Source organism: Bacillus nitroreducens (assembly GCF_964021195.1).
Genome location: NZ_CAXHYI020000003.1, coordinates 1,784,201 through 1,805,019, shown reverse-complemented (window position 1 = coordinate 1,805,019; position 20,819 = coordinate 1,784,201). Strand labels below are relative to the sequence as shown.

Here is a 20,819-nt window from a genome sequence, read left to right as displayed (position 1 = left end):
GCCCTATTCCAATTTGCTCCAATTTTAACACAACACTCCCCATCCTCTATGCGATAATTTGACTGAGCACATAATCAGATAAAATGAACTAAGACTTTAGCCCTTTTTATTCATTCAAATAGTTTAATATACTTAGAGGAAAAGGAAATTATAGGGAGTTTTTCATGAAGAAAATAAGTTGGCAAAAGATAATTGCATTCGTTGCATTTCTATTTATCATGTATACAATCTATGAAAATGTTCAGGAGCACCAGGAATTCGTTACGATGGCTGAACAAAATCAGGTGGAAGAAAGGGTTTGGCGTAAGTTTGTCGTGCACGATTTATTGGTGGGTCCAAGGTTTTCTGTCCAAATCGGAGCTTTGCCTGAAAGCAGTATTCCCACCAAACATAATGATTCGATGATTGCGATCTCTCAGGATTTATTTGAGCAGCTCGAAATTGGTGATCCCATTTCTGGTTATGAAGTCGACGGCAAGTTTTACACTGAGACATTATTAAAAGAGGAAATTCGCTGGTTTTATATTTTATTAACCGTCTTTAGTCTATATCCAGTTGGATATATTTTATATTGGTTATATAAAATCAAAGCGATACGGTATTTCCTTAAAACCTTCTCTCAACGCTTAAATCTGGATAAACAGGCAGGTTTCCTTATTCCCTTTTTCCTATTCGGTGGCTTGATTGTAGCACTCCTTCTTTTTTTATCGACAGATACAAAAGCAGCCCTTGAAAATGGTTATGAAAAGTTTTTCGGGAAAAACCAAATTCAAACAACGGCTTACATTATGGAACATGGCTTTGATAGAAGAACATCCGTTTACAACAAAAACGATTATTACATCTCAATGATGTATCAACCTGAAAATAAAGACACCATCTATATCGTAAAAGGCGTAACCTGGCATACGTATAATAAATACACAGATGAAATGCCGATAGTTTATAATGTTGATAATCCCTATCAGGTGTATGCAAAAGAAATGGATTTTTCAGATTACCTCTCAATCCTCCTCACCGATACAGTGATCTTAACTGTAGTAGCCATCATGTTACTTTTGCTAGTAACTTGGCTCCCATTCCTTTTAAGAAAATGGAAACAACATAAATCACAAAAGGACCACCCCTATTAATAGGATGGTCCTTTGTTATCTCTCATTCTCTTTCTCTTGCCTTTTGTGTATCTCGAATGTTTTTTTGAACGGTAATGGCTGCAAAAATACTTAGCACAAAAGCCATTGCGTAGAATCCTTTTTCACTTAAAACAATACTTCCAGCGTTGTACAAACCAATCCCCATTAATGAAACCGAGACAATGAGGGCAACCCACTAATCCCATAATAAATACTGGTCACAGGGACTCCCTCTTCTTTATCCCTTACTGCTTTTTGTAGAGAAACGGATGCATACAATCCGAATATTAAAATAGCAAAATAATACCCTTTTTCATTAAGTTCCATTGCTGCGTTAAATAAACCAATCAGGTATGCCGAAACTCCAACTAACAGGGCTGCCCAGGATGCTCCTTTAAAGGCTGCTGTGGGTTCTCCTTCCTTCCGCTCTATTTTTAATTTTGGCTTTTCTTGCTTTTCTTTATCAAAATTTAACTTATTTTCCATCTTATGTCCCCTCCCATTAATGAAAAAAGTAGAGCACTGGAGAAGTGCTCCACATAGATTCATTATACAAATTTAATTACAAAAAATGATATTTTTTTTATAAATTTCCATTTATTCTATCTAACTAGGAATCAACATATTGTTTGAGAAGTCGTAAACCACCTATGATGAAGTACAAAATGAATCCAAACAAGATAAAAAATCGGATTAAGAAATTCGTAACAAGTTGAAATACAAAGATCATGAGAATAAGGTATACCACAACAATTGACGAAAATTTTGTATAACGGATGGCCAGTTCTGAAAACTCAGGCTCGTCTTTGTATATCCATCTTTGTCTAAACAATATACTCTCCTCAGGATGAAAAAATGTCCAGATCAGAATTCCAATTACAGGAATCATCAATATAAAATACAAAATCACTTCGGCCAAGGCAATTCCCCCTAGCAAATGTTGGTCTAGGAACAAATACGGTTATCGCCATAAAGAAGTTTCAAGTCTTCAGTGTAAATGAATAAAGCTAAATGATTTGCTTACGATCTTTACTATTGTAGAAGAATATTTCTGCTATTTCATACAGGGCAATTACCCATTTTCTTAATAGAACGTAGCACTTTACAACTAGGTGAGTATAATGTAGGGACTCTTACAACATATAAAGAAAGGATGTTTGAAATATGGAGCTAAATATCTCTAACGTAAATGCGGCACAATTTCAGAGCCCTTACGTTGCACCACAACCAACATATACAGCCCCTATTATGGAACCAAGCTATGAATGCCCTACTAGTTATGGGTACGGATATGCCTGTCCAGAACCATGCCACGACGATTCGTTTATATTAATTGTTGTGTTGTTTATTTTATTAATCATTATAGGTGCTTGTTTCATTCCTAAATGTTAGTTAAAATATGAGCACTCTAAAAAAACACCACACAAAATAAGAACATATTCATTGAATATGTTCTTGTTTTTTAAAGCTTATTATCTATTTGTTAAAAGTGCAATCCGATATGGGGATACTTCAGTACTCATGAGTCCTTTCTTAACGGTCGGATCCTCTTTCATAAATGCTTCGGCCTTTGAGTCACTCTCTTCTTTAAAAATAACGATTCCAAATCCGTATTCGTCATTTCGATCTGTTTTACCCGCTAGAATTACTTTTCCCTCATCACATAATTTTTCTAGTCTTACAAAATGTTCCTGGACTACATAACGGTCCTCTTCGGTCCAATTCTGTTCGTCATATAGCCGAGGTATTAATTTTAAAGTATAGATGTATTCTCTCATACAGAAAAGTCCCTCCTGCCTCTTGTTATAAGAGTAAAAAATGACTGAAATTCACTTTCATTAATTGAGATACTACTAGTTAAGTCTTTCGTTCTTAATACATATTCCTTAACACCAATAAATTCAGATTCAGCTACTAAATAAAACGAGGTACCTTTTTTATATCCTTTAAACTGCTTTTTGAGTATATATAGTTCCATAACGACCTTCCTGATTCTCCAAACATAAGATGATTAAATTATATCTCATATTCTTCATAACAATAAAGGACAACCCTTTCTAAACTACTCATGTTACACCAAAATGGAGTTTTTTCTTTGGGCTGTTTTCGTAAACTTTGGTGTTATTGACACAAAATTGACGCTGCAGGTGGACGCTTTCCGCGGGCGTGGCTTGAGCCTCCTCGTCGCCAAACGCTCCTGCGGGGTCTCAAGTCTCACGCTTTTCCCGCAGGAGTCGCCACCTTCCGCTGAATTCAAAAAGTTAGTTTTATCCAATAGTAACAATCTTTTAGAAAAGATCCTTTCTTTGAGAGAACTTGCTGATGTTGGATTTTTGTTACTAGCATATCTACTTTTTATCGGGTTTATTGCAGCTATTTTTTGGGCCGTTCGTTCCTATTTTGTTCATCCTTCAAAAGATTCTTCAATTAATAGTAGAAACCTAGAACGAAGAATAGATATTCTTGAACAAAAGCTGGATACAATTATTGAACTACTAGAAAATAGAGATGATAAACATAGGTAGTACGTAAAAACTTGATAAGAAACAATGAACCTTTTAGTCTTCTTGCATATGAGAACTCATTCTTACATATATTTGGATGGGTACAACTATCTTATGGAGGGATTATGTTGAATAATCAGAATGACGTTTCTCAGGCGAAGTCCGATAACAGGAACTATACTCGGGTAAACAACCATTTTAATTTTACAATTAATTTTGGAGATTCATTGAATATGCTGGGCCTACTTGCAGGTATATTCTTTATTAAAACGATTACTAATAAGAAAAAAGCGAATAAAAGAAAGAAGGCGCTGATCCTCCCATAGGTCAACGCCTTGTCTCTGTATTCGCGCTGTATAAGAAATATGCTGGATAAACGTAAATTTATTTAATCCCTTCAACCTCACATCTTATGTTGTAAAAATTCACAACTAGTGGATGAGTGTCCTTTGGAAAATTGAATTCTTTTAATCTTCTTTTACCTACTCTTCTATCTAGCATTGAATAGGACCTAATTATGATATTTTCTGATTTCAATGCTTCATCAATGGATAAAGAGCTATATTGCAGAAACGAATCATAAAGGTGATAGCTTTCAAAAATGGAATGACTGCTAAGGATCTCCTCAGCGTTATCTGAAGCCTCTATTAAATTCGTACGTTCTTTTGAGTTCAGCATGACATCCCAGTCTGTGTTGTAAGGAATACCTTCAAGGTTTCTTTCCTCTTTCATTCGTTGATATAGTTTAGTATGTTCGACTGCGTAAGTAGTATCTGAAGCACTTATGATTTCTTTTTTATCAAATGTGATCCATACTCTGCTTGGGCCATCATGAAATTTTCGATATACCGTTGCATGTAATTGGATACGCCCTTGTAACTTATCGCATAAAAAACTTTCAAGTGTTGATTTTAACTTACTCCATTGCACAGTAATTCCCCCTGTTACGATTATGAAAACCTATTAAAGTATCTGTTATTGTCGCTACTGTCGCGGCGCAAATAGCATAACGGAAACACCCATTATACATATCACAGCTCCTATCCAATCGTATAAATCAGGTGTTTTTTTATCGATTCCCCAGCCCCATAAGACTGATAGTACAATGAACACTCCCCCGTAGGCGGCATATACTCTACCGAATGAAGGAAACGCTTGAAATGTCGCAATCACTCCATATAATGCTAAAACAATCCCACCGCCAATTCCCCAATAAAAAGGCCTACCCTCTCTCAACCAAAGCCATATTAGATAGCCTCCACCAATTTCAGCGATTCCTGCAACGAGAAAAAGAAAAATTGCATGTAAAATGTCAATCACGTCCTAGGTCATTCTCTAAATACCCATTTATTATAACAATCAATTATTTTTTCAAAAAGGTTCGCTGACCTAGTTCTGTGATCACCTTGAATAATATCGCTATAGTTTTTACAATGAAAGGAACACATGTAGGAGGTTATTATTTGGCAAACTTATGTTTAGAGCTGGGATTGAACCATTTAGAAGTTATTTAAAATAAACCTAGATAGGAGACTATAAATGGAAATTACAATAAGACAAGAAATCCCAAAGGACTATCATGTGACAGAGGAAGTTATTAGAAAAGCTTTTCTAAATGAGGAATTTAGCGATAAAAAGGAACATTATTTAGTAAAACGGATTCGAAAGTCAAACGCATTTATACCTGAACTTTCATTAGTTGCTGTTAACCAAAAGGAAGATATAGTAGGAAATATTCTCCTCTCAAAAATTCAAATTGTAGATGGTGACCAATCTGTCGAATCATTAGCACTTGCACCTGTATCTGTCATTGCAGAATATCAGCGACTAGGTATTGGGAGCCAATTGATTGAGGCTGCACTTGAGAGAGCAAAAGAACTTGGATATCAATCGGTGATTGTGTTAGGTCACAAGGATTATTACCCACGATTCGGTTTCAAACAAGCCAATCTCTGGAATATAAGAGCACCATTTGACGTACCAAATGAGGTGTTTATGGCAATCGAATTGTTTGAAGGATCATTAAAAAATGTTCAAGGTATTGTGAAATACTCGGAAGCTTTCAATGAATAAAAGGAATGCCTAAGAGAGCAAGTTACGGCTCCTTGGGCATCCTTTTTCTTATTTTACGTTTAAACAATAAACAGGCTCAGGATGATGCCCCTCTTCTATTTCTCCAGTAGGTTTAAAACCCGCTTTTTCATAGATTCGTATCGCACGTTCATTGTTATTAATGACCGATAAATAGATTTCTTCACATTTATGAGTCTTAACCATGTCCTCAATGATAGCTTGTAAAACAGGAGTGCCATATCCTTTCCCTTGGAACTGGTGCCCTAGCATCATGCTTATTAATTCAAATCGATTTGTTCCTTTGTGATAACCATGTGATGTGAAGCCGATCAGTGTTTGGTCATCGTAGATTGCTTTTGGAATGAATCCAAACGTCTGGCATACAGCTAGAAAGTACGCATTGGAACCAACCCATCTTTCATAGATTTGGAAATACTTTTCTTGGTTTGCTTCTGACTTTAACTGGATGATATCAAAAAAATTATCCTCTGTAACATCAACTAATTTAATCTGCATGAAGCTCTCCTTTTTAGTTGAAATTCAATTTCTGTTTTAATACATTCAACAAAAAATGATGATTTCCTTTAGGAGAGTTATATAATGAAATGTTTTTCTTTCGACGAGATAAAAACCTTCAATCCCAAAATGAGATTGAAGGTAACCTATTTTCTACATATTTAAGACAAGATCTTTTCTCTTCTTGGATTCTTTTTGTACAAGACCTAATGCTTCACCAGTTGAGGCATTGATTTTCTCAAGAAGCTCAGGGTGTTCCATAAGGGATAACCCATACGAAGGAATCATATCTTTGATTTTTGGTTCCCATTCTAACAAGCGTTGTGGGAAACATTTTTTGATTACTTCGAGCATTACATGAACAGCAGTTGAAGCTCCTGGTGATGCACCAAGTAGAGCTGCAATTGAACCATCTGCTGACGTAATTACTTCAGTACCAAATTGAAGAGTTCCTTTTCCGCCTGCTTCCGTATCTTTGATGACTTGTACACGTTGGCCAGCCACGATTAAATCCCAGTCCTCACTTTTGGCATTCGGGATAAATTCACGAAGTTCTTCCATACGTTGTTCCTTGGTTAACATCACTTGTTGAATCAAATATTTGGTTAAGGCCATTTCTTTTGCTCCAGCTGCTAACATGGTTAACAGGTTATTAGGTTTTACAGATTTAATTAAATCCATATTGGAGCCATGTTTTAAAAATTTCGGAGAAAACCCTGCAAATGGACCGAATAGTAATGACTTTTTATTATCGATATATCTTGTATCGAGATGTGGAACAGACATTGGAGGAGCGCCAACTTTTGCTTTTCCATATACTTTTGCATTATGTTGTTCTACTACTGCTGGGTTATTACACACCATGAAGATTCCACTTACTGGGAATCCGCCGATATGTTTTCCTTCAGGAATGCCAGATTTTTGGAGCATATGAAGGCTTCCTCCACCAGCACCGATAAAGACAAATCTAGCCTTGTGGTGTTCTACCACACCACTGTCTAAATTTTTCACCTTTAACTCCCAAAAACCGTCAGTTGCACGTTTAATGTCGTTCACACTATGCCTGTAGTTCACTTTAACATTTTTATTTTTTAAATGGTCGAACAACATACGTGTTAGATTACCAAAATTCACATCTGTACCAGCATCCATTTTTGTAGCAGCAATTGACTCATTAGATGTGCGACCATTCATAATGAGAGGGAACCACTCCTTTAAAGTGGAAGGATCTTCTGAGTATTCCATTCCTTTAAACAATGGGTTCTTTGATAGCGCTTCAAATCGCTTCTTTAAAAAAGCGACATCGTTTTCACCTTGTACCATACTCATATGTGGCAATGGCATAATAAAATTTTCTGGGTTACGGATGAGATTGTTTTCCACAAGATATGCCCAAAATTGCTTAGATACTTGGAACTGTTCGTTCACATTGATCGCTTTCCTAATATCTATAGTACCGTCTGGTTTTTCTGCTGTGTAGTTAAGCTCACATAACGCAGCATGCCCTGTCCCTGCGTTATTTAATTCATGAGAGCTTTCCTCTCCTGGTTTGTCGAGTTTTTCAAAAACGGTGATGTTGAATTCAGGTGCTAATTCCTTCAAGAGTGTTCCCAATGTCGCACTCATGATCCCAGCACCAATTAAAATAACATCTGTTTTGGTTTCTATGTTGCTCATTTTTATCAACCTTTTCTTTTCAGATTTGGGTAAATAAGATGAAGGCGGTATCATAAATATCAACCCGCTCAGTTTTCGTTTCAATCTTACTATATAATTTTATGAAAATTATATAGATTCGTATATCTACTATTATATGATAATTATAAAATATTGAAAAGCCTGTTATGGGTAGGAGGTTAGAATTTAGCTATTTGGTAAGGGGAATCTGTTACGATTCATGTCCTAAAAAGAATCGCATGAATCGTGAGTTTAAAGGGGTTTATTAAACTTAGTTGGAATATCATTTATGTGGATATTCACCTAAAAGTTGCTATTTGTACAACTGTTTTATCCTAGATATTTGTTTTCTGTCGGTTTTATTTCTTCTTTGTCATAATAAGTGATTTTGTTAACTTAAAAACCTGTATCTCTCAGTGAAATACAGGTTTTTAGTGCCTTTATTGAAAATACTCATATGTTTTAATGGAAATCCATAACAATAAGAGCATCCAAACCAAAAGGATGAAAGCCCCAGCAATCCAATTTTTCGGCTTACCACTCTTCATCAATTCCTCAGCTTTTATTTCACAATCTGCTATGACTGCATTGGGGATCATTTTTAGAGCTAACATGATACCAATTGGAACGAGAATGACTTCATCAAGATATCCGAGAATTGGAATGAAATCTGGAATCAGGTCGATTGGGCTGAAGGTATACGCAACCACGCCCGCTGAGAAAAGTTTTGCATACCAAGGAACTCTCGCATCCTTGTACGCAAAATATAAAACAAATATTTGCTTTTTTAATGTCTTTGCCCACTTTATTAGTTTTTCCATAGGGTTCACCTAAACATCATGATTCACCATTTTATTCGTTTCTTTACGAATTGTGATTTTTTTCTAGGTTACCCCATTTTGACCTCTTTAACCCTTTTTCAGCGGTTCTAATAGTTTTATTAATTCAGGAGTAAATCCTTTGACTGCACGGTCGCCCACAACGGTTACAGGTACGCCTAAAAAACCGAAGACTTCGACTTCTTTTTGATATACTTCACTTTCGGCAATGTTACGTAAGTCAAATGGTATTCCATTTTCAGTGAGTACTTTTTTAACAAACGTACACTCCACACAATCATTTGTCGTATAGACAATTACTTTGTTTTCCATATGTCTAATCTCCTTTATTTCAAAACATGTTAATTGAGATGTGATCATACCTTCGTATTCTATCCAAGTTACTTATTGTCTTCCTCTCATTTTGACATGATAGGTGAAATTGTACAAAAGTAACGCTTTTGCATTATGGAATATTTATCCACCCCTCTATATAATAAACTCCAAATGCTTCTTTAACTGGGGGATAGGAGTGTGGGGATTAGTCTTAGTTTCATTCTATTGTTTATTATACTTGGATCTATTGACCAATACGTAGGAAATCGATTTGGACCTGGCTATACCTTAATGGATACAGACGGAGGTGAAAAATATCGGTGGGGTAGTATTTTCATTTTCACTTTAGTTTTTATTGGTATTTTGGTTTTTGTCGATAAAAATTTAGACCATCTAAAATGGTTTTTCGTTCTGATAATAGTGCTCCATCGAGGATTTCAGTCATTCATGGAATGGAAATATGTAGAGGGAAACAAATATCGTTTGTCCTTACTATTATTGCTTGTAGGTGTTGTTGCTACTTGGGGCATCTTCTTTATTGATAAAAAGGTAAATGAAACTACTCTTGGAACCGAATTGGATGATTTGCTAAATGACGAAGAAATATCTAGAATTCGAAATTTTGTGGACAGAACAAGATGAAAGTGGGGAGTATTCATGGAAACACGCAACGATTATTGATCAAAAGATGATAGAAAAGTTTTCAAATATATCGTCAGCGATGAAACTCAAAAAATCAAACTCAACAATTCCTGGTATGGATTACAATGTGACTATCCATACAGACAAAGGGCAACATCAGTTAACTTTCTCTGAGGTCGATTTACGTTTGGGAGGAAATAAATATTTCATACTTGAAGGAAACGTTTTGATAAATCTAATAAAGAGAGAAAATTTAAAGTGGGAACCCTTCTTTTAATAACAAAAAACCTCTAAGCAGCTTGGCTAAGAGGTTTTCAATAATGTTTCAATTTCTTCTTCAGTCACTGATTTCCATTTTATATCTTTCCAAACATCTTTATCCATAGCATCTATAAGTAGGTCGATTTCTTCATAACTAAACTTAACAGTTCTCTCATTCATGTATGACCACCAAACCTTTCACCACATTATTCGTGTGGGCTTTTCTTATTTTGAGGGTCAAGTTCGTAGAAATAAATTTGGGGAGTAAAAAAATACTCTAAACTAAAAATTAGTTAAATGGATTAACTCGTACAACACGCCCACTACTCTCATCCAAGAATCTAAGCATAGATGGTAGTTTGATATCTTACTTCCACAGGTCGCTCATTAGATTGCCTAGCCGCTGTAATACAAGAATTGGCTCGACCCAAACAGGAAAACGTCAATAAAGGATTGACACTATAGTAATACATAGGATATTCCTCTATTATATCCTTATTCTTTATTATACTAGATATTTACAATAAACTTAATTTATATATATTTAAACTACAACGATCGTGCCGTTTCTCTTCACCTTTTTGGTGGGATTGACACTTTGCCAGAAGAATTAAGAAAGTTATAGACTTATAATAACTTACAAACATTTATTTTTTAAAATTCGCTAAAAAGAAGAGGTGTCAATCATATACCAACTTCTAAACAAAGAAGGAGAGGATACTTTGGTTGCTTTACTGGAAAAGGAACGAATACATAACTTACAGTTCTATGAGTATCTCCCCTTCCTCTCTAACCAAGACAAATGTTTTTTGGCTTTTATTAAGGATGTAGATGAAGAGCTTATTGGCGCTGTTTATTTTAGTCCTTTCTACATGGGATTTACGTTAAAAAATAAACATGCCTGAATAAAAAGCGGTCGTTAATCCAGTTGGATGAACGACCTTGATATTCTAGATAAATGTTTGTACAATTGTCCCTTTTCCATCTTCAACTTCCACTTCAGCATATGCCCCATTAATAAACGTAATTTGTGGGGGAACATGACCACAATCCACATCATATACAATTGGAATTTGAAGTTCGTCTGAAAGCTCTTGGTAGACATCCTCCACCGTATATTGATCAACAGGCGTATTGGCTGGACTTCTTCCGAACATGATTCCAGAGCAATCTTCGAACCAACCCGCTAACTTCATTTGGACAAGTGATCGACGCAAGTCTGTTGTTGATAGCTCACAGTTTTCAAGGTACCAAACCAAGGAATCTCCCTGTATATTTTTTTCTCTAAACTGCTGAACTTCTCCGTACGGAGTACCAACTAAATGCCTGATGATGTCAATGCATCCCCCAAGCAACCTACCTTTTAAATTAACTTTACCTTTTGCAGTTGATTTCCAGTATGTTGGCTCAGTTAGATGAAATAAATGAGGGGTAGGATTATCGTGTCGCCATTCCTTTTGGTACTTTTCTGATGAATATTGTATGACCGATTCTCCTTTATTTGTGGATAAGACTGACTGCCACATCGCGGTCGTTTCGTCAGAATATTTCCCTCTTAAATCAACAAGATTTGCTCCATGTGCAGTTGCCAAACTGGTTTTCAATGTTATTGCTAATAGTAATGCACTCGTATCTGAGTAACCGAGAATCCATTTTTTGGGGATTTGATCAAAATCAATGTGTTCCAGGATTTCAATTATTAATTCACCACCCCATGGCGGGATGATTAGATCAATTTTTTCATCTCTAATCATTCGGTTAAATTCTTCTGCACGTTTAATTGCAGGAGCAGATTTTGCTTTCACCTGCGTCCACACTGTGTCCCCACAAATGGCGTTAAATCCCTTCTGTTCCAAGCGTTTGCATGCTGTTGTAATTAGCACATGTAAGTCCTTTTCAACTCCCGATGAAGGTGCCGTAACACCTATAGTTGCACCACTATTTAATAAGGGGTATTGAATCATATGAAAACCCTCACTCTCTCATTCTTTCTATTTTCTTTCAACAAGGCCAAATCCCACCCCAGTTGGATCGACTAAATATGCAAGAAAAAACTTTTCAAATTCCATCTTTTCACGAACAATCATCGCTCCATGATTTACTGCCGTTTTGATTGTATCGTTTATAGACTCAACTTGGATCTGAATTCTGGTTCCATGTGGATAGTCATGCGGCCCTTTGCTTATTCCTCCCTGAATTTCTGCTGGCCCCATGGTCTTAACAGGCCAATATCCCCAATTTGGTTCTTCCATTTCCCATCCAAAAACATCTTTATAGAACTGAACTGCTTTTTCAGGCTCTTGGCTGCTAATCTCAAATCCTACTATTCTTGCCATGCTCTCACTCCTTTGAATTTTTACAGACATAGATCATCTGTTGACTATCCTGTGTTAATGGCGTTTCATTCCAATCTTTGTAAACAGCTAAAATCTCAAATCCGTTCCCTTTTAATAGTCGCTCCATTTCCTGTGGGTAGACATATCGTAATTGGATATTAGTTTTCTTTTCATCGATTGTTTTTCCATGGGCATCTACTGTTCTTCGAGTGGTTATATAATGCTGAATTTGCCCAATCGCATCGTAACTACTCTTTGTAAAAACATCTACCTTTTTGCCTGTTTCATCCCTATAGCTTCGCCAATACTCTTCAGTCGGTGGTTGAAGCAACTCATCTGAGCCTGGAAATCTCGTATCAAATATAAAAATTCCTGAGTTTTCTAGATGGTTATGTACGGAATTTAACAGCTGGTCTTGGTCATCATTTGTGAGAAAATGTTGAAAAGAATTTCCCACCATATAGATGAGCGAACTTTTCACACATAATTGAAGCTTCGTACAATCTTGTTCAATCCATTCAATGTTGAGACCTGGAGTTGTTTTCTTTTTTGCTTGCATCAGCATCCCTTTATGTACATCTACCCCAATTAGGGTGTGTCCTGTTTGCGCAAGAGGAATAGTTGCCCGACCAGTTCCACATGCTAAGTCTATAATTGGACCTTTTACGTTCTTAGCCCATTTCTGTAAAAATGTTACATCCTCTAGGAAAGGGGCGTTTTCTACGTCGTATTGAACTGGGTCTTCATATTCTTCAAAATTGTTAGGATGTCTCATAGTGCACTCCTTTTATTAATTAACTGTATCTATTTTATTATTTTCCACATAAAGGTATTCTTTTCCTTTTTTCTTGTAAGTATATCTGTCATTTATGGTACTATTAGAAAGAAAAATTCATCTTGTAAGTGAAAGGCTTGGTTTTTATGGCAAAAACAAAGAAAAAACGTGTGTTAACAGAAGCAAAACAACTCATTATGATTACCATCGGAGCTCTAATTGCGGGTTTTGGATTGGAACTTTTTTTAGTCCCAAATGATATTTTAGACGGTGGAGTTATTGGCCTTTCCATCATTGCATCAAAAATATTTGGCGTTCCAATGAGTATTTTCCTAATTATTTTAAACATTCCTTTTCTTTTCCTTGGTTATCGAAAAATGGGTGTAAAGTTTACACTACATACACTGTATGGAGTTGTGGTATTATCGGCATTCACTGCTTATTTACATCATTTTGAACCTATAACAGATGATCTATTTTTAGCAACCATTATTGGGGCGGTTATATTAGGTACAGGTGTCGGATTAGTTATCCGAACTGGTGGTGCATTAGATGGTACTGAAATCTTGGCCATCATTGTAAGCAAGAAACGACCAGTGTCAGTCGGACAGACAGTTATGATCATGAACGTGTTTATTTTTATCCTGGCAGCATTGCTCGTGTTCAGTTGGGAAACGGCTATGTACTCGATTATCACTTATTACATCGCTTTTAAAATGATTGATATTGTTGTTGAAGGAATGGAAGAATTAAAATCAGTTACCATTATTTCCGATATGCCTGACAAGGTTGCGGATGAATTGAATAAGTCTTTGGGGCGAGGGATTACCTTTATTCATGGTGAAGGGGCCTATACAAATGAGCCTAAAAAGATTATTTATACCATTGTAAGTCGGATTGAACTTTCTTCACTGAGAGAAATTACCCTAGACATTGATCCAGGTGCATTAATTGCAATTGAGAATATCGCGGATGTGACAGGTAGTAATTTCAAGAGTAGTGCTGGTCACTAGTTAAGATATGCAGAGGTTTTAGAACCCCTGCATTTTTTTATACCTATTTTGTATTTTGCTTTTCTACCAGTTGATTTGAGAGAATTTTTAATGATTTGAGTATGCTTTCATTTAGCAAATAAATGGGCCACTTGATACGTTAATGCGTCGTCTCATACAGAAGTAAGTAGAAGTTACTCATATAGACTAGAACAAAATTTACTTACATAGAAAGAAGAAAGTCAAAGATTCTAATTTACAAAGAATTCTCATATATATGTCCAAAAGCCATAAAGGACGGATATTCATGAAGAATTCTGGGTATGGACAAATTTTCATATCAAGAATAGCCTATTTGTTCATAATAACAGTGCTTATCTCTTTTGCTGCTGCATCAAGCATTTCTTCTATCAAAAAAGAATGGACCCATTTAGGCAAATTTGACATCAACATACAAACCCTTCCTACTGAGTTTTTAGTTACCTTACTGGGGTTTGAGAACCGCTATTTCAGCCAGGGGTTGCTTGAAGAACAGGATTCTATTACGAAAATTCTTATTGAATCAACACTACAATTTAAATATGGTGATTTGAGGAGTTTTTTTGGACATGAACTACCTGGCCTTTCCATGTATCATTCTGAAATTCTTATAACAGGAGAAGGCACAGACTTCACCAATCTACCTTATGAGTCAGCACCACCCTTAGATGTGTTACTCCAAGAAAGAGAAATGGCTCAAAAGGAATTGGAGGAGTTTTATAAAGATGAACCGAAAACACCACCCGTCAATCCAGTTACAGATAAAAAGGTATTCATCTATCACTCTCATAGCTATGAATCTTACTTACCATTGCTTGGACTTACTGGCGATCCTGATATGGAAAAAGCCGCTGATTCTAAAACGAACATTACACTTGTAGGTGAACTTCTAGGGAAAGAATTAGAACAATATGGAATCAAGACGATCGTAGATACAACAAATGTCGGTCAAGAATTGAAGAAAAAAGGTTGGGGAACCTCTCGTTCATATGCTTTGTCACGTGAAATTGTTCAATCTGCCATGGCTAATGACTCTAATATAGACTTTTTAATTGACCTTCACCGCGACGGAGTACGAAAAGATGTAACGACCGTTACCATTAACAACGAGCCGTATGCTCGGGTATTTTTTGTCGTTGGAAAAGCAAGCGCCAATTTTGAACAAAGTTTTACCTTAGCCCAATCTTTAAATGAGATAATTGAAGCGCAGTACCCAGGGATTAGTAGGGGAGTCATAGCAAAAGGGCTTGACCAGGGGAATGGCATTTATAATCAGGACTTAGCAGAAAACTCCATCCTGATTGAAGTCGGTGGGGTTGATAATGATATGAAGGAATTAAAAAATACAGTCAAGGCTCTTGGAAAGGCACTTAGTGATTATATACTTGATGCGGAGAAAGTGAATGCTACAGATGAATAAACAATTACTCTTTTGGCTCATTTGGCTGTTTGTTTCAACACTTTTTGGCTTCTACTACTTACCATTTGGTTTTACTATCGCAGCATTCTTCACAGGGATTATCATGTGCTGTAAAGTTTTAATCACACATTCGATTAAAGAGAACGAAAAACAACGGGATAATGCATAGATTTTTTCTTCGGGGAGATGAAATAGGGTTTCTCTAACAAGGTTCACATGAACCGTGTCTTCATCTTCCCCATTCACTTCATATTTACAGACCTCTTAATATTTTTATCCTGTTTCGTGGATACTACTATACAACGTAGAACCCTGATTCATCACATTTACTTACAGAAGGAATAGAGGTATCAAAATGTCTGTAAATGAACCTCACTATATAAGGAAATCCAAAGAATTATGCCGATTATGTGGAATGGATCCAAATGAAGTACCTGGCCCGAAGCGGTATATGTCCAAAAAAGAACTCACTTTAAAAAGAAAAGCATATAGTGAAATTCTATCAGTTGTCAGCTTCTTCTCTCAAAAACTGTTAGATTCATTAAAAGGGACGCCCATTCTCATCGTTATTTCTGACGCGAAAGGGTATCTTCTTGATATGGTTGGTGATGAATCCATTAAATCGATGGTAAAGCAACTCGGTATCAAGGAAGGTAGCCTTTTTACACAAGAAGATGCGGGAACGAATGTGGTTAGTTTAACACTAGAGCAAGGGCATCCAATTACCGTAATAGGTGAAAACCACTATCATACGTCACTATTTGGAGTTGCTTGCTATGGCGCTCCTTTCCATTATACAGATGAGAATAGCATTCTCGGTAGCGTGTCCATTATGATGCCTATTGAGTTTCAAAACCCTCTATATTTAACCATGCTTTCACAGGTTGTTGATTCGATTGAACGAGAACTTTTATTGAGAAAACAAAATCGAAAACTAAATATCATGAATCAAATTATGCTGAGTCGCACAAGAAACGGTATTATCATTACGGACGAGAAAGGAATTGCGACGGAGTTTAATGAATTTGCTGAAAAGATTTCTAACCATAGTCGAGGCGATGTTATTGGTAGGAGTATTTTTGAATCAAATGAGGCAGGAACTTATTTTAAAAAGGTCTTAGAGGACAGAGTAAAATACGAGGATGTCGAAATTAAGTTCACGAATACAAATGGAGATCCTGTCATTGTTTTGTTTGATGCTCAACCTATTTATGAGAACGAAAAGCTAGTGGGGGCATTTGGCCAGTTTAGAGATATTACTGACCGTTTTTTAGCTGAAGAAAAATACAACTACTTGGCTTATCATGACGACCTAACAGGTTTACCTAATCGACGTTACATCCAAAAAGAGATTGAAACCCTCATAAAGAAAGATCAACCAAAACTCGCCATTTTATTTTTAGATTTAGATCGATTCAAAGTGATCAATGATACGTTCGGTCATTCAATGGGCGACTTGTTACTCATTGAAGTATCAAAGCGTTTATCGAATTGTCTAGAGGAGGATGATTTACTTGCTAGAGTGGGTGGAGATGAATTTACCTTCCTGTTAAAAAACATTAAAGATGAAGATTATGTCATTCAAAAAGCAGAACAAATTATAGACCAATTCAAAGAGCCTATTACCATAAATTCAAATCAATTTCATACCTCTATCAGTATTGGAATTGCAATCTACCCTGATCAACCGTTTTCACTTAGGGAGTTTATGATAATCGCAGACAATGCTATGTATAAAGCAAAAACTCAAGGTAAGAACAAATATTTCCTTTACAACTCGGAAATGTTCCAACATATAAAAGAAGAATTAAAAATTGTGGCAGAGCTCCGTTATGCTATAGAAAACGAGGAATTAATCTTACATTATCAGCCTCAAGTTTGTATCACAACAAAAGAAATCATTGGGTTAGAAGCATTAGTCAGATGGAATCATCCAGACCTTGGTTTAATCCCCCCTAATAAGTTTATCCCGTTCGCGGAAGAGAGTGGGTTGATTATTGATATTGGAGAGTGGATTATCAAAAAAGTGTGTATCCAAAACAACAGATGGCAACGTTCAGGAATGAAGCCAATAAAAGTTTCCGTTAATCTATCGGCCCACCAATTCCATAAAGAAAATCTTGTTAAGTATGTAAGAAAAGTATTAGACGAAACGGAATTTGATCCTACTTGTTTAGTATTGGAAATTACTGAATCAATGGCCATGGATGTCGAGCACGCTCTAAAAGTGTTAGACGATTTAAAAGAAATTGGAGTCGGAATCAGTATTGATGATTTTGGGACAGGCTATAGTTCATTGAACTCCCTAAAACAGTTTCCGATTGATTACCTGAAGATTGATCGTTCTTTTGTTAGTGATATTATGAAAGATGATAATGATAAGGACATTGTTAGAGCAATTATCACGTTAGCACACAATTTAAATCTAAGGGTCATTGCAGAAGGAGTCGAAACAGAAGAACAACTGGCTTTTTTACAAAAAAACAAATGTGATTACATTCAGGGCTATCTATTTAGTAAGCCTTTATCGAGTGAAGATTTCGAACGAAGCAAGTTTTTTATAAGAAAGAAATAACTAAAATCATGAATAAACAAGGTTTGTCTTGATAAATGGGACATACCTTGTTTTTTCTTCTTTTTGCATGCTCGCAGATTACTCTAATAAAGTCGCTGTTTATAGCTTTCACTTAGTCTTTCTTGGATTGATTCTGTCGTTGCATCTGGAAGTCTAGTGTGTTCAAGTAATATTTTTGCTGGAGACGGTAAGCTCGCTGTTTCAGGCCAGGAACTCGGCTCCCATAACCCTGACCGTATAAAGGCTTTTGCACAATGTATAAAGCATTCCTCTACTTCCACTCCGATACCAAGCAATGGCTTCTTCCCTTTTACCGACATTTTCTCGAGAAGTTCGTCATCTTTAACTAATGTAGCCTTTCCATTTACTCTTAACGTTTCACCCAATCCAGGAATCATAAATAGAAGTCCTATCCTAGGATTTACTAGTATATTTCGCATTGAGTCCATTCGTTTATTTCCAGGTCTCTCAGGTATAAGGATATATTTCTCATTTAACACTTGGACGAAACCCGCATGATCTCCTCGAGGAGAGGCATCGCAAAAGCCAAATTCATCCGAAGTTGAAATAACAAGAAACGGCGAGGCAGAAATGAATTCTATACAATTGTGGTCAAGATATGAAATTACTTTTCGTTTTACCATTTCACTGGGCATGCCAATCATGGAGCGCAATTCTTCTTCTGATTTAATGATTTGTGAAAAAGGGTTGGCTACTTTCATTTGGTTCACCTCATTTTTATAATATATCGATCTACTAACATAATCCCATGGTAATGTAAGATAGATAGTAATTAATCTATGATTTTACATTCTTTAGGTAGCTCCCTTCTATTTATCCATGTTTCTACCATTTGATTAAAAAAGTCTGGCTGTGCCATGGAAACGCCGTGTCCCATATTCGGTATGAGGATACCTTTCGTATTTTGATTAACTTTTACAAGATCATAAGCCGACTTAATCATGATCGACTTTTCTTGTTCACCAACAGTTACCAAAATGTTACCTTGCGCCTGAGGAAGAGTAGATGGAATTCCAAAGGACATGTTTTCTTCTAGAACACGGGCAAGTCCGTCAACTGTCATATTGGAGCTTTCTTCATAGTAGTTTTCGAAGTAATCTTCTCCAACATATAAAGTCTTTGCTTGTAATTGAGCAAACCATCTTTTTTTCATAAGGGGTGCTGATAGCTTAATAGTTGGTAGGATCCATTTTTGTAGAACTGGCATTGGTCTTACTAGGGCGCTGTTAATGATGGCAAAATCAATGAGATTAGGTTTTATGCTAAGTAGCTGCACAACGATTTGAGCACCTAGGGAAAAACCAACAAGGATAATACTTTTCCCTTTTGACTTTTCTTCGATTAATTTCGTAACTCTTTCAGCACTATCTTTGATGGAAAATGGGATTATATTGCTTTTCCCATGTCCAGGTAAATCTGGGACAAGACAATGATAATGTGAAAAATAGTCTATTTGTTTGTCCCACATCCAGCCACTCACACCCCCGCCATGCAGAAATACGAGTAGAGGCGCACTTACATCACCGTATTCTTGATAGTAAAGATTCATATGCGTCACCACTCTTTATATGTATGATTTCATTATATATTTTCTGAAAATTACTGTCTAATTGGTATGTAAGGTGGTTACTGTCACTATTTCGGAAATACTGTCACTAATCGTCCGTTTACTGTTACTATTTAGGAAATACTGTCACTAATCGTCCGTTTACTGTTACTATTTAGGAATACTGTCACTATCCTAAAAATTACTGTCACTAGCAATTTATCACGTCTAAAAACGGTAAAGCCCCAAGGAATATCCTTGGGGCCCTTACATTACTTTACTGGAATCCAAATTTCTGAGTAATAATTTGATTCGTATGCATTTCCTTCAGGATAAAGTTCAAACTCGGCTGTACCTGCAAACTCATATCCGCTTGATGGATACCATTCTGAGTAGATTTTTTTCCATGCATTCTGCATCGCGTGTGGCATTGCACCATGCACTTCGAAAACTGCCCATTTTGATGTTGGAATATCTAAGGTTTCAAACGTTTCAGATGAACCTTCTACATTCTCTACCGCTACCCAGTAATCAATCGTTCTATCTTTTGTCTCACTCACACAAACACCTAAAATCCCTTTTAATTCACCATTCATCAAGGGTATTAATGAATCACAGGTGCCATCTGAATTTACGTCTTCCCATAGCTTCGGAATAAGACGTAGATGCTCATCATTCACACATGAAAATTGACGTTTTACGCCAACCGCTTTAAATCCTTCTTTTTCAACAATACGATATTTCACTGGTTCTGCTCCTTTCAGGCTCACCTGGATGACCAGGCGGCTATATGATTGCAACTTACCTATCCCCTTTCGTACTGCACTGGGTGAAACACCATGTTGTTTCCGAAAGGCCTTGGTAAAAGCTTCAGGAGTGTCGTAACCATATTTGAAGGCTAGATCAATAATTTTCATATCTGTTCTCGATAACTCTTCTGCGGCAAGTGTTAATCTGCGTCTGCGAAGATAATCACCAACCGTAATATCTGTAAGAATCGAGAACGTTCGTTGAAAATGAAATGGAGATGCATTTGCTTGATTTGCGATATTTTCAATTGAGATCTCTTCCAGTAAATGGTCCTCCATATAATCAATTGCCCGTTGGATCGATTCTAGCCAACTCATCTCCCTCACCCCTTACTTCCATACTATC

General features: G+C 36.4%; 26 protein-coding genes and 1 pseudogene. 10 read left to right on the top strand and 17 right to left on the bottom strand.

The annotated features are described in order from the left end of the window. Positions 1 to 164 precede the first annotated feature (164 nt). Positions 165 to 1,133 carry a hypothetical protein gene (locus tag ACWPVE_RS12495; RefSeq protein WP_453993795.1) on the top strand — a complete coding sequence of 323 codons (969 nt, stop codon included), beginning with the start codon at positions 165 to 167 and terminating at the stop codon, positions 1,131 to 1,133. A 22-nt stretch (positions 1,134 to 1,155) separates the two neighbouring features. Here ACWPVE_RS12495 and yiaA read toward each other — a convergent pair. Together yiaA and ACWPVE_RS12485 are read right to left on the bottom strand one after the other, a co-directional pair. Further along, positions 1,156 to 1,619, bottom strand: a pseudogene (yiaA, locus tag ACWPVE_RS12490) (inner membrane protein YiaA). A gap of 124 nt (positions 1,620 to 1,743) precedes the next feature. Continuing rightward, positions 1,744 to 2,052, bottom strand: a complete 309-nt coding sequence (locus ACWPVE_RS12485; RefSeq protein WP_453993793.1) for a hypothetical protein — start codon at positions 2,050 to 2,052, stop codon at positions 1,744 to 1,746. Positions 2,053 to 2,381: 329 nt separating this feature from the next. Here ACWPVE_RS12485 and ACWPVE_RS12480 point away from each other — a divergent pair, with 329 nt between their 5' ends. Beyond that, positions 2,382 to 2,525, top strand: a complete 144-nt coding sequence (locus ACWPVE_RS12480) for a YjcZ family sporulation protein (protein ID WP_453997500.1) — start codon at positions 2,382 to 2,384, stop codon at positions 2,523 to 2,525. 80 nt (positions 2,526 to 2,605) lie between these two features. Here ACWPVE_RS12480 and ACWPVE_RS12475 read toward each other — a convergent pair whose 3' ends face one another. Both ACWPVE_RS12475 and ACWPVE_RS12470 read right to left on the bottom strand, forming a co-directional pair. Continuing rightward, the gene (locus ACWPVE_RS12475; protein ID WP_453993791.1) at positions 2,606 to 2,911 is read right to left on the bottom strand and encodes a YciI family protein; all 306 of its coding nucleotides are present in this window, start codon (positions 2,909 to 2,911) and stop codon (positions 2,606 to 2,608) included. Then, the gene (locus ACWPVE_RS12470) at positions 2,908 to 3,111 is read right to left on the bottom strand and encodes a hypothetical protein (RefSeq protein WP_453993789.1); all 204 of its coding nucleotides are present in this window, start codon (positions 3,109 to 3,111) and stop codon (positions 2,908 to 2,910) included. The genes ACWPVE_RS12475 and ACWPVE_RS12470 overlap by 4 nt, the downstream gene beginning before the upstream one ends. Before the next feature lie 328 nt (positions 3,112 to 3,439). Here ACWPVE_RS12470 and ACWPVE_RS12465 point away from each other — a divergent pair, with 328 nt between their 5' ends. Then, positions 3,440 to 3,658 carry a hypothetical protein gene (locus ACWPVE_RS12465; RefSeq protein WP_453993787.1) on the top strand — a complete coding sequence of 73 codons (219 nt, stop codon included), beginning with the start codon at positions 3,440 to 3,442 and terminating at the stop codon, positions 3,656 to 3,658. Between the two features lie 363 nt (positions 3,659 to 4,021). On the opposite strand, the gene ACWPVE_RS12460 is transcribed toward ACWPVE_RS12465, so the two are convergent. Continuing rightward, entirely contained in the window at positions 4,022 to 4,567 is a 546-nt protein-coding gene (locus tag ACWPVE_RS12460; RefSeq protein ID WP_453993785.1) for an SF0329 family protein, read from the bottom strand. Positions 4,568 to 4,621: 54 nt separating this feature from the next. Then, on the bottom strand, positions 4,622 to 4,948 hold the full coding sequence (locus ACWPVE_RS12455) for a YnfA family protein (RefSeq protein ID WP_453997498.1): 327 nt from the start codon (positions 4,946 to 4,948) through the stop codon (positions 4,622 to 4,624). Positions 4,949 to 5,176: 228 nt separating this feature from the next. Between ACWPVE_RS12455 and ACWPVE_RS12450 the strand changes: the two genes are divergently transcribed. After that, the gene (locus ACWPVE_RS12450) at positions 5,177 to 5,710 is read left to right on the top strand and encodes a GNAT family N-acetyltransferase (RefSeq protein WP_453993783.1); all 534 of its coding nucleotides are present in this window, start codon (positions 5,177 to 5,179) and stop codon (positions 5,708 to 5,710) included. A gap of 48 nt (positions 5,711 to 5,758) precedes the next feature. Here ACWPVE_RS12450 and ACWPVE_RS12445 read toward each other — a convergent pair whose 3' ends face one another. The 4 genes from ACWPVE_RS12445 to ACWPVE_RS12430 form a co-directional block, all read right to left on the bottom strand. Continuing rightward, on the bottom strand, positions 5,759 to 6,226 hold the full coding sequence (locus ACWPVE_RS12445) for a GNAT family N-acetyltransferase (RefSeq protein WP_453993781.1): 468 nt from the start codon (positions 6,224 to 6,226) through the stop codon (positions 5,759 to 5,761). A gap of 153 nt (positions 6,227 to 6,379) precedes the next feature. Beyond that, a complete protein-coding gene (locus tag ACWPVE_RS12440; protein ID WP_453993779.1) occupies positions 6,380 to 7,903 on the bottom strand; it encodes a malate:quinone oxidoreductase in 1,524 nt (507 codons plus the stop codon). 440 nt (positions 7,904 to 8,343) lie between these two features. Further along, on the bottom strand, positions 8,344 to 8,724 hold the full coding sequence (locus ACWPVE_RS12435; RefSeq protein WP_453993777.1) for a YkvA family protein: 381 nt from the start codon (positions 8,722 to 8,724) through the stop codon (positions 8,344 to 8,346). A gap of 87 nt (positions 8,725 to 8,811) precedes the next feature. Beyond that, positions 8,812 to 9,054, bottom strand: coding sequence for a glutaredoxin family protein (locus tag ACWPVE_RS12430; protein WP_453993775.1), 243 nt, complete (start codon positions 9,052 to 9,054; stop codon positions 8,812 to 8,814). A 201-nt stretch (positions 9,055 to 9,255) separates the two neighbouring features. On the opposite strand from ACWPVE_RS12430, the gene ACWPVE_RS12425 reads away from it, so the two are divergent. Then, positions 9,256 to 9,699, top strand: a complete 444-nt coding sequence (locus ACWPVE_RS12425) for a DUF4181 domain-containing protein (protein WP_453993773.1) — start codon at positions 9,256 to 9,258, stop codon at positions 9,697 to 9,699. After that, positions 9,680 to 9,976: a hypothetical protein gene (locus ACWPVE_RS12420; RefSeq protein WP_453993771.1), complete on the top strand. Its 297-nt coding sequence runs from the start codon at positions 9,680 to 9,682 to the stop codon at positions 9,974 to 9,976. Before ACWPVE_RS12425 ends, ACWPVE_RS12420 begins: the two co-directional genes overlap by 20 nt. Before the next feature lie 26 nt (positions 9,977 to 10,002). Here ACWPVE_RS12420 and ACWPVE_RS12415 read toward each other — a convergent pair whose 3' ends face one another. The 4 genes from ACWPVE_RS12415 to ACWPVE_RS12400 all read right to left on the bottom strand — a co-directional run bounded on the left by ACWPVE_RS12415 (position 10,003) and on the right by ACWPVE_RS12400 (position 13,071). Further along, complete coding sequence (locus ACWPVE_RS12415; protein WP_453993769.1) at positions 10,003 to 10,140, bottom strand: hypothetical protein; 138 nt, start codon at positions 10,138 to 10,140, stop codon at positions 10,003 to 10,005. Positions 10,141 to 10,910: 770 nt separating this feature from the next. Further along, a complete protein-coding gene (locus tag ACWPVE_RS12410; RefSeq protein ID WP_453993767.1) occupies positions 10,911 to 11,924 on the bottom strand; it encodes a S66 family peptidase in 1,014 nt (337 codons plus the stop codon). A gap of 27 nt (positions 11,925 to 11,951) precedes the next feature. After that, positions 11,952 to 12,296 carry a VOC family protein gene (locus ACWPVE_RS12405; protein WP_453993765.1) on the bottom strand — a complete coding sequence of 115 codons (345 nt, stop codon included), beginning with the start codon at positions 12,294 to 12,296 and terminating at the stop codon, positions 11,952 to 11,954. 4 nt (positions 12,297 to 12,300) lie between these two features. Continuing rightward, positions 12,301 to 13,071, bottom strand: a complete 771-nt coding sequence (locus tag ACWPVE_RS12400; RefSeq protein ID WP_453993763.1) for a class I SAM-dependent DNA methyltransferase — start codon at positions 13,069 to 13,071, stop codon at positions 12,301 to 12,303. Positions 13,072 to 13,217: 146 nt separating this feature from the next. Here ACWPVE_RS12400 and ACWPVE_RS12395 point away from each other — a divergent pair, with 146 nt between their 5' ends. The 4 genes from ACWPVE_RS12395 (at position 13,218) to ACWPVE_RS12380 (ending at position 18,097) form a co-directional block, all read left to right on the top strand. Beyond that, on the top strand, positions 13,218 to 14,084 hold the full coding sequence (locus tag ACWPVE_RS12395) for a YitT family protein (protein ID WP_453993761.1): 867 nt from the start codon (positions 13,218 to 13,220) through the stop codon (positions 14,082 to 14,084). 286 nt (positions 14,085 to 14,370) lie between these two features. Then, complete coding sequence (gene spoIIP, locus ACWPVE_RS12390) at positions 14,371 to 15,522, top strand: stage II sporulation protein P (RefSeq protein WP_453993759.1); 1,152 nt, start codon at positions 14,371 to 14,373, stop codon at positions 15,520 to 15,522. Beyond that, positions 15,506 to 15,691: a hypothetical protein gene (locus tag ACWPVE_RS12385; RefSeq protein ID WP_453993757.1), complete on the top strand. Its 186-nt coding sequence runs from the start codon at positions 15,506 to 15,508 to the stop codon at positions 15,689 to 15,691. The genes spoIIP and ACWPVE_RS12385 overlap by 17 nt, the downstream gene beginning before the upstream one ends. A gap of 186 nt (positions 15,692 to 15,877) precedes the next feature. After that, positions 15,878 to 18,097, top strand: coding sequence for an EAL domain-containing protein (locus ACWPVE_RS12380; protein WP_453993755.1), 2,220 nt, complete (start codon positions 15,878 to 15,880; stop codon positions 18,095 to 18,097). 83 nt (positions 18,098 to 18,180) lie between these two features. On the opposite strand, the gene ACWPVE_RS12375 is transcribed toward ACWPVE_RS12380, so the two are convergent. The 3 genes from ACWPVE_RS12375 to ACWPVE_RS12365 form a co-directional block, all read right to left on the bottom strand. Then, positions 18,181 to 18,819, bottom strand: a complete 639-nt coding sequence (locus ACWPVE_RS12375; RefSeq protein ID WP_453993753.1) for a pyridoxamine 5'-phosphate oxidase family protein — start codon at positions 18,817 to 18,819, stop codon at positions 18,181 to 18,183. Positions 18,820 to 18,890: 71 nt separating this feature from the next. Continuing rightward, positions 18,891 to 19,667, bottom strand: a complete 777-nt coding sequence (locus ACWPVE_RS12370; protein ID WP_453993751.1) for an alpha/beta fold hydrolase — start codon at positions 19,665 to 19,667, stop codon at positions 18,891 to 18,893. Between the two features lie 269 nt (positions 19,668 to 19,936). Further along, on the bottom strand, positions 19,937 to 20,791 hold the full coding sequence (locus ACWPVE_RS12365) for an AraC family transcriptional regulator (protein ID WP_453993749.1): 855 nt from the start codon (positions 20,789 to 20,791) through the stop codon (positions 19,937 to 19,939). Between the last annotated feature and the right edge of the window lie 28 nt (positions 20,792 to 20,819).

Excerpts from the sequence above, each read along its gene's own strand:
- ACWPVE_RS12400 (WP_453993763.1), bottom strand. The coding sequence starts at position 13,071 with ATGAGACATCCTAACAATTTTGAAGAATATGAAGACCCAGTTCAATAC.
- ACWPVE_RS12415 (WP_453993769.1), bottom strand. The coding sequence starts at position 10,140 with ATGAATGAGAGAACTGTTAAGTTTAGTTATGAAGAAATCGACCTACTT.
- spoIIP (WP_453993759.1), top strand. The coding sequence starts at position 14,371 with ATGAAGAATTCTGGGTATGGACAAATTTTCATATCAAGAATAGCCTAT.
- ACWPVE_RS12470 (WP_453993789.1), bottom strand. The coding sequence starts at position 3,111 with ATGGAACTATATATACTCAAAAAGCAGTTTAAAGGATATAAAAAAGGT.
- ACWPVE_RS12445 (WP_453993781.1), bottom strand. The coding sequence starts at position 6,226 with ATGCAGATTAAATTAGTTGATGTTACAGAGGATAATTTTTTTGATATC.
- ACWPVE_RS12450 (WP_453993783.1), top strand. The coding sequence starts at position 5,177 with ATGGAAATTACAATAAGACAAGAAATCCCAAAGGACTATCATGTGACA.
- ACWPVE_RS12385 (WP_453993757.1), top strand. The coding sequence starts at position 15,506 with ATGCTACAGATGAATAAACAATTACTCTTTTGGCTCATTTGGCTGTTT.
- ACWPVE_RS12440 (WP_453993779.1), bottom strand. The coding sequence starts at position 7,903 with ATGAGCAACATAGAAACCAAAACAGATGTTATTTTAATTGGTGCTGGG.
- ACWPVE_RS12475 (WP_453993791.1), bottom strand. The coding sequence starts at position 2,911 with ATGAGAGAATACATCTATACTTTAAAATTAATACCTCGGCTATATGAC.
- ACWPVE_RS12370 (WP_453993751.1), bottom strand. The coding sequence starts at position 19,667 with ATGAATCTTTACTATCAAGAATACGGTGATGTAAGTGCGCCTCTACTC.
- ACWPVE_RS12410 (WP_453993767.1), bottom strand. The coding sequence starts at position 11,924 with ATGATTCAATACCCCTTATTAAATAGTGGTGCAACTATAGGTGTTACG.
- ACWPVE_RS12405 (WP_453993765.1), bottom strand. The coding sequence starts at position 12,296 with ATGGCAAGAATAGTAGGATTTGAGATTAGCAGCCAAGAGCCTGAAAAA.
- ACWPVE_RS12495 (WP_453993795.1), top strand. The coding sequence starts at position 165 with ATGAAGAAAATAAGTTGGCAAAAGATAATTGCATTCGTTGCATTTCTA.
- ACWPVE_RS12395 (WP_453993761.1), top strand. The coding sequence starts at position 13,218 with ATGGCAAAAACAAAGAAAAAACGTGTGTTAACAGAAGCAAAACAACTC.
- ACWPVE_RS12435 (WP_453993777.1), bottom strand. The coding sequence starts at position 8,724 with ATGGAAAAACTAATAAAGTGGGCAAAGACATTAAAAAAGCAAATATTT.
- ACWPVE_RS12380 (WP_453993755.1), top strand. The coding sequence starts at position 15,878 with ATGTCTGTAAATGAACCTCACTATATAAGGAAATCCAAAGAATTATGC.
- ACWPVE_RS12480 (WP_453997500.1), top strand. The coding sequence starts at position 2,382 with ATGGAACCAAGCTATGAATGCCCTACTAGTTATGGGTACGGATATGCC.
- ACWPVE_RS12365 (WP_453993749.1), bottom strand. The coding sequence starts at position 20,791 with ATGAGTTGGCTAGAATCGATCCAACGGGCAATTGATTATATGGAGGAC.
- ACWPVE_RS12375 (WP_453993753.1), bottom strand. The coding sequence starts at position 18,819 with ATGAAAGTAGCCAACCCTTTTTCACAAATCATTAAATCAGAAGAAGAA.
- ACWPVE_RS12430 (WP_453993775.1), bottom strand. The coding sequence starts at position 9,054 with ATGGAAAACAAAGTAATTGTCTATACGACAAATGATTGTGTGGAGTGT.